The organism is Aliidiomarina sanyensis, assembly GCF_003987175.1.
Lineage (GTDB): Bacteria > Pseudomonadota > Gammaproteobacteria > Enterobacterales > Alteromonadaceae > Aliidiomarina > Aliidiomarina sanyensis.
The window spans coordinates 45,468-59,774 of the sequence record NZ_PIPM01000005.1; the positions used below are offsets into that span (position 1 = coordinate 45,468).

Sequence of the window (14,307 nt, forward strand, 5' to 3'; positions counted from 1 at the left end):
GCCCGATAAATGATCCAACCCAACGCAGTGCGTTGGCTACTCATCTTCGTCGAAGCGCGCTTGAATCAGTTCTTCGATGGCGTCGAGGGCGGCGTCCGCATCGCTCCCTTCGGCACGAACCTCAATGGTTTTTCCTTGCTGGCTAGCCAACAACATTAATCCCATGACGCTTGATGCATCGACTTCTCGCTCGCCTTGGGCAATGGTGATCTTGGCCTCAAACTCATTCGCAAGGCGCGCTAACTTAGTGGCTGCACGGGCATGCAAGCCGAGTTTATTCAAAATTCGAAGCTGACGACTACGCTGTGGCATTTTTCTTCTTATCAAGTTCTCTATGTTTCACACGAACGCTGCTGTGTTGATTGGCAAAGCTCTCTGCGAGCTTCTCCGCAATGTAGACTGAGCGGTGTTGTCCGCCCGTGCATCCTATCGCAATGGTTAGATAGCTGCGGTTACTGCGTTGGAAGTAGGGTAGCCAAGTCCCCACAAAGTTCTCGACTTGGTAGATAAATTTGGTGACCAACTCTTGATTCCCAAGATAGTGCTGGACCGGATCATCTTTGCCAGAAAAAGGCCGGAGTGTCGGCTCCCAATGTGGGTTTGGGAGAATTCGTGCGTCGAATACCGTGTCTGCGGTTGGTGGAACACCGTGTTTGAAACCAAACGACATAAACACGAGCATTAGTTGATTTTCTTCCCGTCCCAGAATGCGCTCGGTGACTTGGGTGATCAGCTCATGGACGTTCAGTCCGCTACTATCAATGCGCCAGGTTGCCATGGCTGCGAGCGGTTCGAGTAGTTCACCTTCCGATTGAATCGCATCGGCAAGTGTCAGGGCACCCTTTGAGAGTGGGTGCATGCGACGAGTTTCTCCATACCGGCGGATCAGAATGTCGTCTGTTGCATCAATAAAGAGAATCTCGGGTTTAATCTTATCGGGTAAAAATTCAAGCGCATCGTGAAGGTCTGCGGCGCCGGTTCCTAAGTTGCGAACATCAATACTGACCGCTACAGATTCATAACGGTCCGATGTTGCATGAACAAGGGTTGGCAGGAGTTCGATCGGAAGATTGTCGACACAATAGAAGCCAAGATCCTCAAGCGCACGCAGAGCGACGGTTTTTCCTGAACCTGATCGTCCGCTGACTACGATGAGCTGCATGTATTCGGCTCACTGATCATAATGGCATGTAAGTCCGCATCAGAAGTTGCTGAGCGCAGAGAGCGGCAACAGTCTTTATCATTCAAGCGCGCCGCCACGGCGGATAATGTTTTTAGGTGCACCTCGGGATTATCTTTGGGCACAAGCAGCGCAAAAACTAAATCGACCGGCTGATTATCGATCGAGTCGAAATCCACCGGATGGTCCAGTGTAATGAGTGTAGCAACAGGATGGCCGGCATTTTCCAGCCGGCCATGTGGAATTGCAATTCCAAGACCTATCCCTGTGCTGCCCAACCGCTCGCGTTGCAACAGACTTTCGAAGATATCAGCCTTGCTCACACCCGCTAGCTTCGGGGCTACCAGGTGGCTAATGAGCTCTAGTATTTTCTTTTTGCTGCTCTCCGAAACCGCTGAACGCGTGCAATCGGGGCTAAGGATTTCTTTCAGGTCCATACCTAGTGTTTCTTGAGTTTCTCTTTATGTTTAATAACTTGGCGGTCGAGTTTATCGATAAGACCGTCAATCGCGGCGTACATATCTTGATGTTCGGATGCTGCAAACACTTCTCCACCGTTCAGGTGAACCGTCGCTTCTGCTTTTTGCAAAAGCTTCTCCACATTGAGAATCACGTGGACGTTGTTAATATGATCGAAATGTCGCTCAAGCTTGGCAAATTTGCTATCGACATAATCGCGCAAAGCTTCGGTAATTTCTACATGGTGACCGGTAAGATTGATTTGCATAACACATCTTCCTTCTTTTGACGTGATTTAAAGTAGAGTCTTCCGTTGACTCGAAGAGGGGATTCCAAGGGATTCCCGGTACTTCGCTATCGTCCGTCTTGCTACCTGGATGCCCTGCTCAGCCAACAAGTTCGCAAGCTTGCTATCACTCAGTGGCTTTGCAGCGTTCTCTTCTGCAACTAGCTTTTTAATAAAAGCACGGATTGCAGTCGATGAGCACTCACCGCCATCATCAGTGCCTACGTGACTAGAGAAAAAGTACTTTAGCTCGTAGACCCCTTGTGGGGTGTGCATGAACTTTTGGGTCGTGACCCGAGAAATGGTGCTTTCATGCATCTCTATACTTTCTGCGACATCACTCAGAATCATTGGTTTCATTGCTTCTGGGCCATGTTCAAAAAATCCTTGTTGGCGGTGCACAATACAGTGTGCGACTTTCAGCAAGGTTTCGTTGCGACTCTCTATACTCTTGATCAACCAGCGGGCATCTTGCAACTGCTGTTTGATGTATTGTCCATCTTGTTGACTACAACCATTGTGTACCAAGTCTGCGTATCCCTGATTCACCCGAACTTTTGGCAGTGCATGTGGGTTCAATTCCACTCGCCATTGGTCTTTGTGTTTGCGCACCAGCACATCAGGAATGACGTAGTCACTCTCGCTCGTTCCAAAGCCATCCCCGGGGCGTGGGTCGAGATCTTGTAATAGTTTCAAGACCTCCCGCAAAGTTTCCTCTTTCAGACGACTCTTCCGGGCTAGCTTTCGATAATCACGCTTTGCGAGCAGGTCTAAGTGGTCCCGAACCACCCGCTGTGCAACCTCAATATACGGGGAATCAATCGCGCGTTGTTGGAGCTGGATCAATAAACACTCTTGTACACTGCGCGCACCAACCCCGATCGGGTCAAAATGTTGGATTCGCTTCAGGACGACTTTCACTTCATCGAGTTCAGTTTCCGGCTCTTCTGCAACAATTGTGGCATATAAATCGTCAATGTCTTGCGTGAGGTAACCACTTTCATCGATCGCATCAATGATGGTTTCTGCAATGAACTCATCGAGGGGGGTAAAGTGAGAGAGACGCATTTGCCACAGCAGATAATCCTTCAGGCTTTCGGTGGTCTCCCCTTGATAAATGTAATCGTCTTCTTGCGCTTCACCCGCGGAGGTTCCAGCGGAATATTGTGTTTCCCATTGGCTCTCAGGAGGAGGGATGTCGTCTTCTTCTAGCAGCGGGTTGGACTCAAGTGCCTCTTGGATCTCAGACTGTAATTCGAGCGTCGACAACTGCAACAAGCGAATAGCCTGTTGTAATTGGGGGGTCATGCTTAAGCTTTGCCCCATTTTCAGTTGTAAGCCAGGTCTCATACGTGGTTGCTCTTCCGCCAGAAAATGATTCCGTCCATACCTCTAATCATTGGGATTTTGGCGGGAATTACAAGGAGAATTGGTCACCAAGATACACTTCTTTGACGTGTTGGTTGGCAAGTACTTCTTCTGCCGAGCCTTTTGCGATCAATTGCCCATGACTGACAATGTAGGCGATTTCGCAGACCGAGAGGGTTTCACGGACATTATGGTCAGTGATTAAGACACCGATCCCACGATCGCTCAGCTGTTGAATAATTTTTTTAATATCGAGTACTGAGATGGGGTCCACCCCGGCAAAAGGTTCATCGAGCAAAATAAACTTGGGCTCCGCCGCCAAAGCGCGGGCAATTTCTACTCGCCTGCGTTCACCGCCAGACAAACTCATCCCAAGACTATTTACGATATGACCGATACTGAACTCGTTAACCAATTCATCAAGTTTCTCTTCCCGGGCCCCTGCATCCAGATCTTTTCGGGTTTCGAGAATCGCCATGATGTTGTCTCGCACCGTCAACTTTCTAAAAACCGAGGCCTCTTGCGGCAAGTATCCGATCCCCTGACGCGCGCGCGCATGCATTGGCAAGAGGGTGATGTCCTCATCATCTAAACGAATCGAACCCTTATCATTCGCGACCAGACCAACAATCATGTAGAAGGTCGTGGTTTTGCCAGCACCATTCGGACCGAGAAGGCCAACAATTTGGCCCGCATTCACTTCAATACTGACGTCTTTTACGACCGCCCGACCTTTGTATGATTTTGCGAGGTGTTCCGCTCGAAGCGTTGCCATGGTTTTGGTAAAGTCCTTTCGTTTAAGCCGCTGGGCTGCTGAGTCGTTTAAGGCTGATTTTGTTGCCGAGGACGCGGGCGGAAGATGGTTTCAACTTGCTCTTCGCCACGGTCAGACGTCACCTGTTGGGTTTCAATGTTATACACAATTCGCTCCGCGCGCACGAGACTGCCATCTTGTCGCAATTCCGCTGCCCCCTGAAGGGTTAGAATGCCACCGGTAGAGTCGTACAAAATGGAGGCTGCTTGCGCATTCACCACTAAACCCGGCTCAATTTCTTGCTGATAGGTAGCCGGAGCGCCACGCAAACTAAAAATCTCAGGCTCTTCACCGCGGCTATCAAATCCGGTGACTTCGAGTTCATCGGCGGTGATACGCAAACTTCCTTGGTTAATCCGGACGTTGCCGGTCGCGCGATAAATACTCTGTTGTAAATCCAACAGGTCATTGTCCGCGAGGATTTGCACGGGCTGCTCGAAGTCAGCGCGGAAGCCACTGGGCTGATTTCCAGAGGTATCATCGGCCAAGCTTAGGCTCGCCGTAATGACTGCAGCACTACTCAGCGCGAGGGCGAGGATAAAAAATCGTTTCAACATGCTTAATCAGCTCCAACTGCTGTGCTTCCAAATCGACTCGCATTCCTTCACCCCGCACGATAAACCGAGGTCCGCGAATGGTGACGGCTTCATCCGTCTGCATTGTACGGGTTTGCAAATCAATCGCCAGAAATTCTGTTTCTATCTGTTCGATATAGCCGCTATCCGAAAGGTTCAAAATGGTGACCTGCTCTTCAAGCTCGAGCAATTCGTTTTCATAAAAGCGCCCACTGACTGCAGTAATTTGCCAGATCGCCCCGGCTTCTTCGATATTGACCTGCTCATCGGAGAGATAAGAAATATAAACAGGTGAATCGAGCTCCGTGCGACCCAAAAGACTGAAATGTGCCATTCGATCAGCACGAATTTGGTGCGACAAGCGTCCGTCCGATTCAAAAATGCGCGTTTCGAGGCCGCGCGCGGTGAAATCGGGAATCAGCTGCTCGGGTGTCTCATCGAAGTCCTCGGGCGGTTTGCGCTCGGTCACACTCCACAACACCAAAACTGCGGTGAGAAGGAATACGATAATCAAGACCAGACTACGTCGATTCACGTACTGCTCTCCAGCACTTGATGAAGTTTTCCTTGGCTCATCAAAATCAGGTCTGCAAGCTCACGGACAGCGCCGAAGCCCCCGCGCTGCTGCGTCACATAGTCGGCACGTTGTTGAACAGCAGGGTGGGCATCGTATACGGCGACTCCCACGTGGGCGTGGGTCAGCATAGGAATATCGGGTAAGTCGTCGCCTATGGCTGCCGCATGCTCTGATTTAATTCCGGTGTCTTTTAAGATGCGCTGCATGGCGGTGAGCTTATCGTGTTCGCCTTGAATAATATGACGTACACCCAGATGCTGCATCCGTTGCTCGACAATCCGAGATGACCGTCCGGTGACAATCACAACCTCAACGCCTGCTGTCATGAGCGCTTTTACACCGAGACCATCGCGCGTGTGGAAGGCCTTCAATTCTTCGCCTTGATTTCCAAGGTAAATACGGCCATCCGAAAAGACGCCATCGACGTCACAAAAGAGAATTTGAACCTGGGCTAATTTTTCAAAAAGTTCGGACGAGATATCGCCGTACCACGTTCCAATATGGGTTTGATGGGTATGCATTTACACCACTCCTGCGCGCAATAGGTCGTGCATGTTAAAGGCACCGACGACCCGCTTGTTTTTATCGATCACGATCAGCCCATTTACCTTGCGTGTTTCCATGAGCTTGAGTGCCTCAGCCGCCAGCATCTCGGGGTGGGCGGTAATACATTGGGTGGTCATCGTTTTTGAAATCGGAGTTTGGTGGATATCAATTCGCTGATCCAGTATGCGGCGCAAATCCCCATCGGTGAATAACCCCAGAAGCGTATCATTCGCGTCGACAATGGTTGTCATACCGAGCCCTTTGCGAGAAATCTCAAGCAGTGCCTCGGTAATAATGGCGTCGGCGTTCACTTTGGGGATTCGCTCACCCGTGTGCATGATGTCACTCACACGCAAGAGGAGACGTTTGCCAAGGCTTCCGCCGGGGTGAGACAAGGCAAAATCATCCGCGGTGAAGCCGCGCGCATGTAACAGCGCAACGGCAAGTGCATCGCCCATCACCAGTGTCGCGGTCGTGCTCGCGGTTGGAGCAAGGCCCAAGGGGCATGCTTCCTCAGCAACGGCCACACAAATGTGGACATCCGCTAAAGTGGCGAGCGTCGAATCGGGTTTTCCTGTCAATGCAATGAGAGGAACTCCGAGGCGCTTGATGACGGGCAGTATTGCGAGCACTTCATGGGTTTCACCGCTATTGGAGATGGCAATGACCACATCTTTTCCAGTGATCATCCCAAGATCGCCGTGACTGGCCTCACCGGGGTGAACGAAAAATGCAGGGGTACCCGTACTCGCCAGGGTCGCGGCAATCTTGCCGCCAATATGGCCGGATTTACCCATGCCGGTGACAACAACGCGACCTTTGCATTGCAACATCAACTCACAAGCACGCGCAAAGTCTTGGTTTATGGCCGAGAAGAGCCCGTCTATAGCAGCACGCTCAATGGTGAGTACTTGCTTACCTTGGTCGATAAAATGCTGTGTCAGCGAGTCGCGATGTGACGCGTTGGGTGTCGACATGTCCGTGGTTCCACCGGGTTATTGAATGAAATCAGTTCAGTATACCATCAGACGCGATGAAATCTCGTCTTTCTCCGCCGGACTTACGTTGAGAGCATAGGCTAAACCTGTTACTTTACCATCCGGTCGGTATGAAACTTTTTATTGCAGCACAAGGTACTGAGTCATGGCCAGTAAAGCAACATCGAACAAGGATATTCGGGGACAACGCGGTGGTCGGCCGAGCAAGCGAGACTTCATTCTTGAACAAGCCGAGTATTTGGTTCTTGAAGAGGGAGCGGCACAATTGACTTTTGATGCGCTGACCCAACGGACAGGAATCAGCAAAGGTGGTCTTTTATATCACTTTGACAGTAAAGAAGCATTGATTATGGCAATGCTTGAACGGTACGCCCAACGTCGTGATGTCCGAATTGCGGATATTCTTGAGCAAGGCGTCCCGGGAGCCGATCCGGAGTTGAAAGCCATTGTATTGGCGCAGATCACGGATGGCGAGGATCGTTTGGCCCTGGACGCCGCAATTATGGCGGCCGCAGCGACCAATCCAGATTTGCTCGAGCCCATTCAAGAGCGCTCGAGAGAGCTGTGGATCAAATTGGATAACGCGCAAGCGGGATCAGCTCGCGCACGCATGGCGTGGAAGGCGGCCATGGGGCATCGCTTGTTGATGCAATTTGGCTTGTTGCATGAAACCCCAGAGCAAGCCGAAGCGTTCCAAGCGGAATTGCTCGCATTACTTGAACCTATTGCGGATAATGAGAGTCAGAGCAGCGTATTTGGATAGCTGTAAGAGAAGTCTGCACAGCATGCAAGAGGACTGACGTGGATCATTTAGTCGAGATTAACGACGTACATTTCGCCCGTGGTAATACCCCTATTTATGAGGGAGTAAGTCTTGTTGTGCCACGCGGCAAAGTCACCGCCATTATGGGGCCGAGTGGCTGTGGGAAAACCACCCTTCTTCGTCTGATCGGTGGGCAGCTAAAGCCCCAATCAGGCACCGTGAAATTTGCCGGGACCAATATTCCAGATCTTGGGCGGAGCGATTTATATGAAGCCCGCAAGCGGATGAGTATGTTGTTCCAGAGTGGCGCACTGTTTAGTGACATGACGGTGTTTGACAATGTGGCATTTCCTATCCGCGAGCACACCAATTTGCCACCCAATATCATAGCGACCATTGTAAAAATGAAGCTAGAAGCAGTGGGATTGCGAGGCGCGGGTCGTTTGTTTCCTGCGCAGCTGTCCGGAGGTATGGCGCGGCGTGCAGCGCTGGCCCGCTCGATTGCGCTCGACCCTGAATTAATTATGTACGATGAACCATTCGCAGGGCAGGACCCGATTTCCATGGGGATGTTGGTGAAATTAATTCGTGAGCTCAATCATACGTTGGGGCTCACATCGATTGTGGTTTCTCATGATATCCATGAAGTGATGAGTATCGCGGATCACGTGATTATTTTGGCAAATAAACAAGTAGTCGGTCAGGGATCACCCGCGGAACTTGAAGCACACGGCAATGCCTTGGTGCAGCAATTCTTGCATGGGGATGCAGACGGCCCAGTGCCGTTCCATTATGCGGCACAACCGTACCACGAAGACTTACTGGGGGGGAAAAACGCATGATTCAGTTTTTCCAATCCATTGGCCGCAATACCCTCGACACGGTTCGGGGCATCGGTGCAGCAAGCATCATGCTGGCCCAAGCACTGATCGGGAAACCGCAGCCCGTCAAAATGTTCTCTCTTTTAATGCGTCAACTCTATGTCGTAGGCGTACAATCCATGCTGATTATCCTGATTTCTGGATTATTCATTGGCATGGTGCTCGGATTGCAAGGGTACACGATTCTGGTGGATTTTGGGGCTGAACAAGCGCTCGGCCCCATGGTGGCTTTATCACTCCTGCGTGAATTAGGTCCGGTGGTCACCGCACTGCTATTTGCCGGACGTGCCGGTTCCGCGTTAACCGCAGAAATTGGTTTGATGCGCGCGACCGAGCAGCTCTCTAGTTTGGAAATGATGGCAGTTGATCCTCTACGGCGTGTCGTAGCACCTCGATTCTGGGCTGGTTTTATTAGTATGCCGTTGTTGGCCTTTATGTTCAGTGCGGTCGGAATCTATGGTGGATACTTTGTTGGCGTTCAATGGCTTGGTGTCGATGATGGTGCCTTTTGGTCAGTCATGCAGTCGAGCGTAGACTGGCAGCACGACGTGATGAACGGATTTATTAAAAGCGTGGTATTTGCGGTCGTGGTGACCTGGATTGCTCTCTATAAAGGGTATACAGCCATGCCGACCTCGCCGGGGATCAGTGCCGCAACGACACAAACAGTGGTTTACAGCTCGTTGGCAGTGCTCGGTTTGGACTTTGTTTTAACAGCTTTGATGTTTGGGTGATTTATGGAAGCGCGTAAGATTGAATTTTTAGTAGGTGTGTTTGTCACGGCAGCCATCGCGGCGATTGTCTTTCTAGCAATGCAGGTGGCGAACAATACCGATGCGACTCGCGGTGAAACCTACACCCTGTATGCGAAATTCGACAATATTGGTGGATTGAAAGTGCGTTCGCCAGTGAAAGTTGGCGGCGTCGTGGTAGGCCGTGTGAGTCGCATCACACTGGATCGTGAGTATTTTGAGCCGCTCGTCGAAATGCGCATCAGTGTCGATTTTAAAGGATTTCCAGATACAAGCTCTGCGTCAATTTTAACGTCTGGACTGCTCGGTGAGCAGTATATTGGCCTTGAACCGGGCTTTATTGACGAGGACGTGTTTACGTTGGAGCACGGTGACTACATCTACAACACCAATTCGGCGATAGTGCTGGAGAATTTGATTGGTCAGTTCCTATTCAGCCAAGGGGGCGATTAGTTGTGAGTGATCAGCACTCTCTCTCATTCACATGTGCGGACGGTCATGTGACCGTCACCGGCGCGCTGGACCGCGATCATGTCGGCGATGCATGGTCTGAACGTCGTGCATGGCTGGGTGATTCAGGTGATTTGGTGTTTGATTTAGCGGGGGTCAGTAAAGTCGATTCGGCCGGGTTGGCGCTTTTGATTCAGCTGCAAGCGGAGCTAGCGGGTAAAAATCGGTCACTCTCTTTACAGAATGTGAACACTCAGCTGCGTCAATTTGCGGAGGTCAGTGGCGTAACGGACCTGCTTTCGTTAAGCTATACGCCATCTGAATAGCGAATAACGAGACGGTCCATGGATCCAAAAGAAATTGAAGATATCCTGCGTGCTGAGCTGGCGCTCGACGAGGTGCACGTTAAGGGTGAGGGCAGCCACTATCAAGTGATTGCCGTGAGCGATATGTTTGCCGAGATGTCTCGCGTGAAACAGCAACAAACGATTTACGCCCCGCTCAAGGATAAAATTGCGGATGGCACCATTCATGCTCTGAGCATTAAAGCGTTTACACCGGAGAAGTGGCGCCGTGAAAAAATGCTGAATATGCCAGGTTGAGTGTAAACGAATGGAAAAGTTAGTCGTTCAAGGTGGTGCCCGCCTCAAGGGTGAAGTGCGGATCTCGGGTGCCAAAAATGCGGCGTTGCCGATTCTCATGGCATCGATACTCGCTGATAGTCCAGTCACAATTCACAATGTTCCACGTCTGCAAGATGTGGAAACCTCTCTTGATCTCTTGGGCGAGCTGGGCATTCCCCATGCGCGCAACTCAGAATCAAGTTATACCATTCAACCCCCCGCAGAGCATGGCCATGTGGCACCTTATGAATTGGTAAAGACGATGCGCGCGTCGATCTTGGTGCTTGGCCCATTATTGGCCAAATGTGGTCATGCGGAAGTCTCGTTGCCTGGCGGTTGTGCGATCGGTGCACGGCCTGTCAATCTGCATATCGAGGGCATGCGTCAAATGGGTGCCGAGATTGTGGTCGAAAATGGCTACATCAAAGCGCGTAGCCATGGCAAATTGCGCGGTGCTCACATTTTGATGGATACCGTGAGTGTGACCGGCACGGAAAATTTAATGATGGCCGCAGCACTCGCTGAAGGCGAGACCGTCATTGAAAACGCTGCTCGTGAGCCAGAAATCGTGGATTTAGCGAAGTTTCTTAATGCCATGGGTGCGGATGTACGGGATGCAGGAACCGACACGATTCGAATTCATGGTGTGTCGCGCTTGCATGGTGGTGAGTACACCGTCATGCCGGATCGCATTGAGACCGGCACGTTTTTGGTGGCAGCGCTCGCCACTCAGGGTGAAATTCGCTGCACCCACACCAACCCAGATTTTCTCGATGCCGTCTTGAAGAAGCTGACCGAAGCCGGTGCGCAGATAACACGGGGTCCAGATTGGATTGAGCTAAAAAGCACCGGTCGTCCGAAAGCGGTGAGCTTGGTTACCGCTCCGCATCCTGCTTTCCCAACGGATATGCAGGCGCAATTTATTGCCTTAAATGCAATTGCGGAAGGAACCGGTGTGGTCCGGGAAACTATCTTCGAAAATCGTTTTATGCACGTTCCTGAACTCCGCCGAATGGGTGCACACATTGATCTTGAAGGAAACACAGCGATATCCACCGGTGTGGCTAAATTAACTGGAGCACAAGTGATGTGTACGGATTTGCGCGCGTCAGCTTCGTTAGTGATCGCCGGGATGGTCGCCGAGGGGGTTACCGAAGTGGAGCGGGTTTACCACATTGACCGCGGATATGAGTCAATTGAGAAGAAGTTGGCCAAACTCGGAGCACAGATCACGCGTGAAAAGATGTGTCCAACACGGATCAAACGGACTGAAGCTTAGAGCTGAAGTTGTTCAATGACCACTGAAGTACGGCGAGATTCGCTGCCACGAAAGTAGCGAATCTCGATTTCAGTCCCCGGACGCGCCTCCGCCACTAAATCCAAACCTTGATTCACTGACGTTACGGTTTGCCCGGCAATTTCAAAGATAAAATCCCCTTCCCGAAGTCCAGCCCGTTGTGCTGGGCTGTTATCGTCTACATCATCGACTCGCAATCCTTGGGCGGAAATGCCGTCGTGGTAATACTGACCCGCCGTAATACCTAAATAGCCACGGGTCACAACGCCTTCCGTAATGAGTTGCTGCATAATGCGCATGGCGAGGTTGTACGACAACGCAAAGTAAATACCTTGAGAGCCGCGGCTGGTAAATTCCGATTGATAAGACGCGCTGTTAATCCCAACGAGCTCTCCTCGGCTATTCACGAGAGCACCCCCAGAATTCCCCTGATTAATCGCTGCATCCATTTGAATAAATTCAGCGTAACCACTGCCCATCGCAATCCGACCGGTGGCGGAAACGATACCTTGGGTCACGGTTTGACCGAGGTTGTAAGGGTTACCAATTGCAAGGACTACATCACCAGCGCGGGGTTCATAACTTAGATTGATCGGAATAGTCGGCAGATTATCCGCATCGATTCGCAATACCGCCAAATCGGTCAGTGCATCGCTGCCAATCAGAGAGGCACCAAAAATTCGACCATCTTGTAGTGCGACTTGAATCAGGTCGACATCTTCGACCACGTGCAGGGCGGTCAAAATAAATCCCCGCGAATCCATAATAATACCGGACCCAAGACGCATGACAGTGGTCGGGCGGCTCTGCAAACGTTGCTCACGCAATGACTGGGTGGTGTAGATATTTACCACAGCGGGAGCTGCCCGCTCAAAGGCATCAGAATAGGAGGCAAGGCCCATGGAGGGGGGCTCACTTTGTGACGTGTCTTGCTGAATTGTGGGAAGGACCCAAAGCACAATCACTGCCACGACGAGACCGAGCAAGGCAGGTTTCACCAAGTACTCGATTAAGCTGTGGATTGGACGTTTTTGTGCTGTCATGGATGCTTCCGGTATTCGTTCGCAGGGCGTCAAATTCTAGCATTAATGATGACCGACAGGTAGGTTAAAATTAAACCACAGCCGAGATCAAAGGGAAATGGCTAGAATATGTTTTGGGTTGCAGCCAAAAAAATGCCCGCCGAAGCGGGCATGCAGTGAGGATGATCTGGGGGGTTAATTAGGTAATACGACGTACAAGGTGGAGTTACCGCGGCGAATATGCAAAGCCACAACACCGCGTGCCCCTTCCACGCTGCGCTGAAGATCTTGCACTGATTCGACGCGCTGACGGTTCACGGCAATAATCACATCACCTTCGCGTAAACCGAGGCGTGCGGCAGGGGAGCCGCTAGCGACTTCACTGACCCGAATCCCACCACGCTCATCGTTGCTCAGTTCGGTTCCTTCAAGCGCAGGGTGCACGTTATCCGCGCGCACTTGTTGCTGTTCTTGCGAATCAAGGGTCACACGCACGGTTTGTTCCCGTCCATCGCGAAGGAGTGTGAGGCGAACTTCACGGCCCGCACCAACGGTTGCAACTTTTGCCCGCAATTCAGTGAACGACTGCACGGGAGAGCCATCGACGGCGATAATGACATCGCCAGCCTGAACCCCAGCCTTATATGCGGCACCATCGGTAATGACTTCACTGACCCAAGCTCCGCGCGCGCGATCAATCCCAAGCGCTTCCGCCAGTTCTTGGGTTAGGTTTCCGCCGCGAACACCCAACACGCCACGGCGGATTTCACCATGCTCGACGATTTGGTCGACGAGGTTTTTCATCATGTTCGAGGGAATGGCGAAGCCGATGCCGATGTTGCCTCCAGAGGCACCGATAATAGCCGTGTTAATGCCAATCAGATTGCCATGCAAATCAACCAGCGCGCCGCCTGAGTTACCACTATTGATGGCTGCATCGGTTTGAATGAAGTTCTCAAGGCGCTCCATTCCAAATCCTCCGCGACCGAGTGCAGAAACAATTCCGGAGGTCACGGTTTGACCGAGTCCAAACGGATTTCCAATGGCTACGACAAAGTCACCAACCCGCAATGCATCGGAGTCTCCGATTGGAATCTCAGACAAATTGCGGGGGTTTTCAAGTTGTAACAGCGCGATATCCGATTCGGCATCGCGCCCCAAAACTTGGGCGCTGAACTGACGTCCATCTTTTAAGGTGACGGTAATTTCAGTTGCATCGTTGATGACATGGTTATTGGTGACAACATAGCCATTCTCGGCGTCAATAATGACGCCTGAACCAAGCCCTTGGAATGGTTGTTCACGCACCTGCTCTTGCGGTGTGTTGGGGCCAAAGAAAAAGCGAAATGCGTCGGGCAGGCGTTGCCGTGTGACCCGCTTGCCTGCCACTGAGATATTCACCACCGCAGGGGTGACTTCTTCTAGCATGGGGGCGAGGGTCGGAACACCGCGTTCATCCGTCATCGCTGCTGGCGGGATATTGGCGAAAACGGGTTGAATTGAAAAAACTACAGCCAAACTGGACGCGACCAGCAGGGTTACCAACTTTTTCATCAGAATCTCTCCGAAATCGTAATTCAGGAAGGCTTGCTGCCGAGTGGACAGGCAAAGCCGTTCCCTAACTGACCATCAAAACGAGAAATAAGTTCTGATTTTTTGATTTCAAGGGGATAAAACGCGTGTCATCTGGTTGGAGTGTGAGCATAAAAAACGGGA

At 51.3% G+C, this 14,307-nt stretch carries 19 protein-coding genes; 7 read left to right on the forward strand and 12 right to left on the reverse strand.

Annotated elements, in window-relative coordinates:
- Nucleotides 1-36 precede the first annotated feature (36 nt).
- The 10 genes from CWE11_RS06245 to CWE11_RS06290 all read right to left on the reverse strand — a co-directional run bounded on the left by CWE11_RS06245 (nucleotide 37) and on the right by CWE11_RS06290 (nucleotide 6,782).
- A complete protein-coding gene (locus CWE11_RS06245) occupies nucleotides 37-312 on the reverse strand; it encodes an HPr family phosphocarrier protein (protein WP_126776753.1) in 276 nt (91 codons plus the stop codon).
- Nucleotides 299-1,162 carry an RNase adapter RapZ gene (rapZ, locus tag CWE11_RS06250; RefSeq protein WP_126776754.1) on the reverse strand — a complete coding sequence of 288 codons (864 nt, stop codon included), beginning with the start codon at nucleotides 1,160-1,162 and terminating at the stop codon, nucleotides 299-301. The genes CWE11_RS06245 and rapZ overlap by 14 nt, the downstream gene beginning before the upstream one ends.
- A complete protein-coding gene (gene ptsN, locus CWE11_RS06255; RefSeq protein WP_126776755.1) occupies nucleotides 1,147-1,617 on the reverse strand; it encodes a PTS IIA-like nitrogen regulatory protein PtsN in 471 nt (156 codons plus the stop codon). Before ptsN ends, rapZ begins: the two co-directional genes overlap by 16 nt.
- Nucleotides 1,618-1,619: 2 nt before the next feature.
- Entirely contained in the window at nucleotides 1,620-1,907 is a 288-nt protein-coding gene (hpf, locus tag CWE11_RS06260) for a ribosome hibernation promoting factor (RefSeq protein ID WP_126776756.1), read from the reverse strand.
- A gap of 27 nt (nucleotides 1,908-1,934) precedes the next feature.
- The gene (locus tag CWE11_RS06265; protein ID WP_126776757.1) at nucleotides 1,935-3,275 is read right to left on the reverse strand and encodes an RNA polymerase factor sigma-54; all 1,341 of its coding nucleotides are present in this window, start codon (nucleotides 3,273-3,275) and stop codon (nucleotides 1,935-1,937) included.
- A 67-nt stretch (nucleotides 3,276-3,342) separates the two neighbouring features.
- On the reverse strand, nucleotides 3,343-4,068 hold the full coding sequence (lptB, locus tag CWE11_RS06270; protein ID WP_126776758.1) for an LPS export ABC transporter ATP-binding protein: 726 nt from the start codon (nucleotides 4,066-4,068) through the stop codon (nucleotides 3,343-3,345).
- Between the two features lie 47 nt (nucleotides 4,069-4,115).
- Nucleotides 4,116-4,664: a lipopolysaccharide transport periplasmic protein LptA gene (lptA, locus tag CWE11_RS06275; RefSeq protein WP_126776759.1), complete on the reverse strand. Its 549-nt coding sequence runs from the start codon at nucleotides 4,662-4,664 to the stop codon at nucleotides 4,116-4,118.
- Nucleotides 4,624-5,217, reverse strand: a complete 594-nt coding sequence (gene lptC, locus CWE11_RS06280) for an LPS export ABC transporter periplasmic protein LptC (protein ID WP_126776760.1) — start codon at nucleotides 5,215-5,217, stop codon at nucleotides 4,624-4,626. The genes lptA and lptC overlap by 41 nt, the downstream gene beginning before the upstream one ends.
- A complete protein-coding gene (gene kdsC / locus CWE11_RS06285; protein ID WP_126776761.1) occupies nucleotides 5,214-5,780 on the reverse strand; it encodes a 3-deoxy-manno-octulosonate-8-phosphatase KdsC in 567 nt (188 codons plus the stop codon). Before kdsC ends, lptC begins: the two co-directional genes overlap by 4 nt.
- Nucleotides 5,781-6,782: a KpsF/GutQ family sugar-phosphate isomerase gene (locus CWE11_RS06290; protein WP_126776762.1), complete on the reverse strand. Its 1,002-nt coding sequence runs from the start codon at nucleotides 6,780-6,782 to the stop codon at nucleotides 5,781-5,783.
- 166 nt (nucleotides 6,783-6,948) lie between these two features.
- On the opposite strand from CWE11_RS06290, the gene CWE11_RS06295 reads away from it, so the two are divergent.
- From CWE11_RS06295 to murA, 7 genes are read left to right on the forward strand one after another with little or no spacing between them, the layout of a single operon-like run.
- Nucleotides 6,949-7,566, forward strand: a complete 618-nt coding sequence (locus tag CWE11_RS06295) for a TetR/AcrR family transcriptional regulator (RefSeq protein ID WP_126776763.1) — start codon at nucleotides 6,949-6,951, stop codon at nucleotides 7,564-7,566.
- Nucleotides 7,567-7,604: 38 nt separating this feature from the next.
- On the forward strand, nucleotides 7,605-8,408 hold the full coding sequence (locus tag CWE11_RS06300; RefSeq protein ID WP_126776764.1) for an ATP-binding cassette domain-containing protein: 804 nt from the start codon (nucleotides 7,605-7,607) through the stop codon (nucleotides 8,406-8,408).
- Nucleotides 8,408-9,181 carry a lipid asymmetry maintenance ABC transporter permease subunit MlaE gene (mlaE, locus tag CWE11_RS06305; RefSeq protein WP_206750181.1) on the forward strand — a complete coding sequence of 258 codons (774 nt, stop codon included), beginning with the start codon at nucleotides 8,408-8,410 and terminating at the stop codon, nucleotides 9,179-9,181. The genes CWE11_RS06300 and mlaE overlap by 1 nt, the downstream gene beginning before the upstream one ends.
- 3 nt (nucleotides 9,182-9,184) lie before the next feature.
- A complete protein-coding gene (gene mlaD, locus CWE11_RS06310; protein WP_126776766.1) occupies nucleotides 9,185-9,652 on the forward strand; it encodes an outer membrane lipid asymmetry maintenance protein MlaD in 468 nt (155 codons plus the stop codon).
- A 2-nt stretch (nucleotides 9,653-9,654) separates the two neighbouring features.
- Nucleotides 9,655-9,975, forward strand: coding sequence for an STAS domain-containing protein (locus CWE11_RS06315; RefSeq protein ID WP_157981307.1), 321 nt, complete (start codon nucleotides 9,655-9,657; stop codon nucleotides 9,973-9,975).
- Nucleotides 9,976-9,993: 18 nt separating this feature from the next.
- Nucleotides 9,994-10,251, forward strand: coding sequence for a BolA family protein (locus CWE11_RS06320; RefSeq protein ID WP_126776768.1), 258 nt, complete (start codon nucleotides 9,994-9,996; stop codon nucleotides 10,249-10,251).
- Between the two features lie 10 nt (nucleotides 10,252-10,261).
- Nucleotides 10,262-11,551 carry a UDP-N-acetylglucosamine 1-carboxyvinyltransferase gene (gene murA / locus CWE11_RS06325; RefSeq protein ID WP_126776769.1) on the forward strand — a complete coding sequence of 430 codons (1,290 nt, stop codon included), beginning with the start codon at nucleotides 10,262-10,264 and terminating at the stop codon, nucleotides 11,549-11,551.
- On the opposite strand, the gene CWE11_RS06330 is transcribed toward murA, so the two are convergent.
- Together CWE11_RS06330 and CWE11_RS06335 are read right to left on the reverse strand one after the other, a co-directional pair.
- Nucleotides 11,548-12,612 (reverse strand): trypsin-like peptidase domain-containing protein, encoded by a 1,065-nt coding sequence (locus tag CWE11_RS06330; RefSeq protein WP_126776770.1) that lies wholly within the window; start codon nucleotides 12,610-12,612, stop codon nucleotides 11,548-11,550. The two genes, murA and CWE11_RS06330, sit on opposite strands and share 4 nt — an antisense overlap.
- A gap of 174 nt (nucleotides 12,613-12,786) precedes the next feature.
- Nucleotides 12,787-14,145, reverse strand: a complete 1,359-nt coding sequence (locus CWE11_RS06335) for a DegQ family serine endoprotease (protein WP_126776771.1) — start codon at nucleotides 14,143-14,145, stop codon at nucleotides 12,787-12,789.
- Nucleotides 14,146-14,307: the final 162 nt, after the last annotated feature.

Excerpts from the sequence above, each read along its gene's own strand:
- CWE11_RS06320 (WP_126776768.1), top strand. The coding sequence starts at position 9,994 with ATGGATCCAAAAGAAATTGAAGATATCCTGCGTGCTGAGCTGGCGCTC.
- lptB (WP_126776758.1), bottom strand. The coding sequence starts at position 4,068 with ATGGCAACGCTTCGAGCGGAACACCTCGCAAAATCATACAAAGGTCGG.
- lptA (WP_126776759.1), bottom strand. The coding sequence starts at position 4,664 with ATGTTGAAACGATTTTTTATCCTCGCCCTCGCGCTGAGTAGTGCTGCA.
- CWE11_RS06330 (WP_126776770.1), bottom strand. The coding sequence starts at position 12,612 with ATGACAGCACAAAAACGTCCAATCCACAGCTTAATCGAGTACTTGGTG.
- kdsC (WP_126776761.1), bottom strand. The coding sequence starts at position 5,780 with ATGCATACCCATCAAACCCATATTGGAACGTGGTACGGCGATATCTCG.
- CWE11_RS06335 (WP_126776771.1), bottom strand. The coding sequence starts at position 14,145 with ATGAAAAAGTTGGTAACCCTGCTGGTCGCGTCCAGTTTGGCTGTAGTT.
- hpf (WP_126776756.1), bottom strand. The coding sequence starts at position 1,907 with ATGCAAATCAATCTTACCGGTCACCATGTAGAAATTACCGAAGCTTTG.
- rapZ (WP_126776754.1), bottom strand. The coding sequence starts at position 1,162 with ATGCAGCTCATCGTAGTCAGCGGACGATCAGGTTCAGGAAAAACCGTC.
- CWE11_RS06245 (WP_126776753.1), bottom strand. The coding sequence starts at position 312 with ATGCCACAGCGTAGTCGTCAGCTTCGAATTTTGAATAAACTCGGCTTG.
- ptsN (WP_126776755.1), bottom strand. The coding sequence starts at position 1,617 with ATGGACCTGAAAGAAATCCTTAGCCCCGATTGCACGCGTTCAGCGGTT.
- mlaD (WP_126776766.1), top strand. The coding sequence starts at position 9,185 with ATGGAAGCGCGTAAGATTGAATTTTTAGTAGGTGTGTTTGTCACGGCA.
- murA (WP_126776769.1), top strand. The coding sequence starts at position 10,262 with ATGGAAAAGTTAGTCGTTCAAGGTGGTGCCCGCCTCAAGGGTGAAGTG.
- CWE11_RS06290 (WP_126776762.1), bottom strand. The coding sequence starts at position 6,782 with ATGTCGACACCCAACGCGTCACATCGCGACTCGCTGACACAGCATTTT.
- CWE11_RS06265 (WP_126776757.1), bottom strand. The coding sequence starts at position 3,275 with ATGAGACCTGGCTTACAACTGAAAATGGGGCAAAGCTTAAGCATGACC.
- CWE11_RS06295 (WP_126776763.1), top strand. The coding sequence starts at position 6,949 with ATGGCCAGTAAAGCAACATCGAACAAGGATATTCGGGGACAACGCGGT.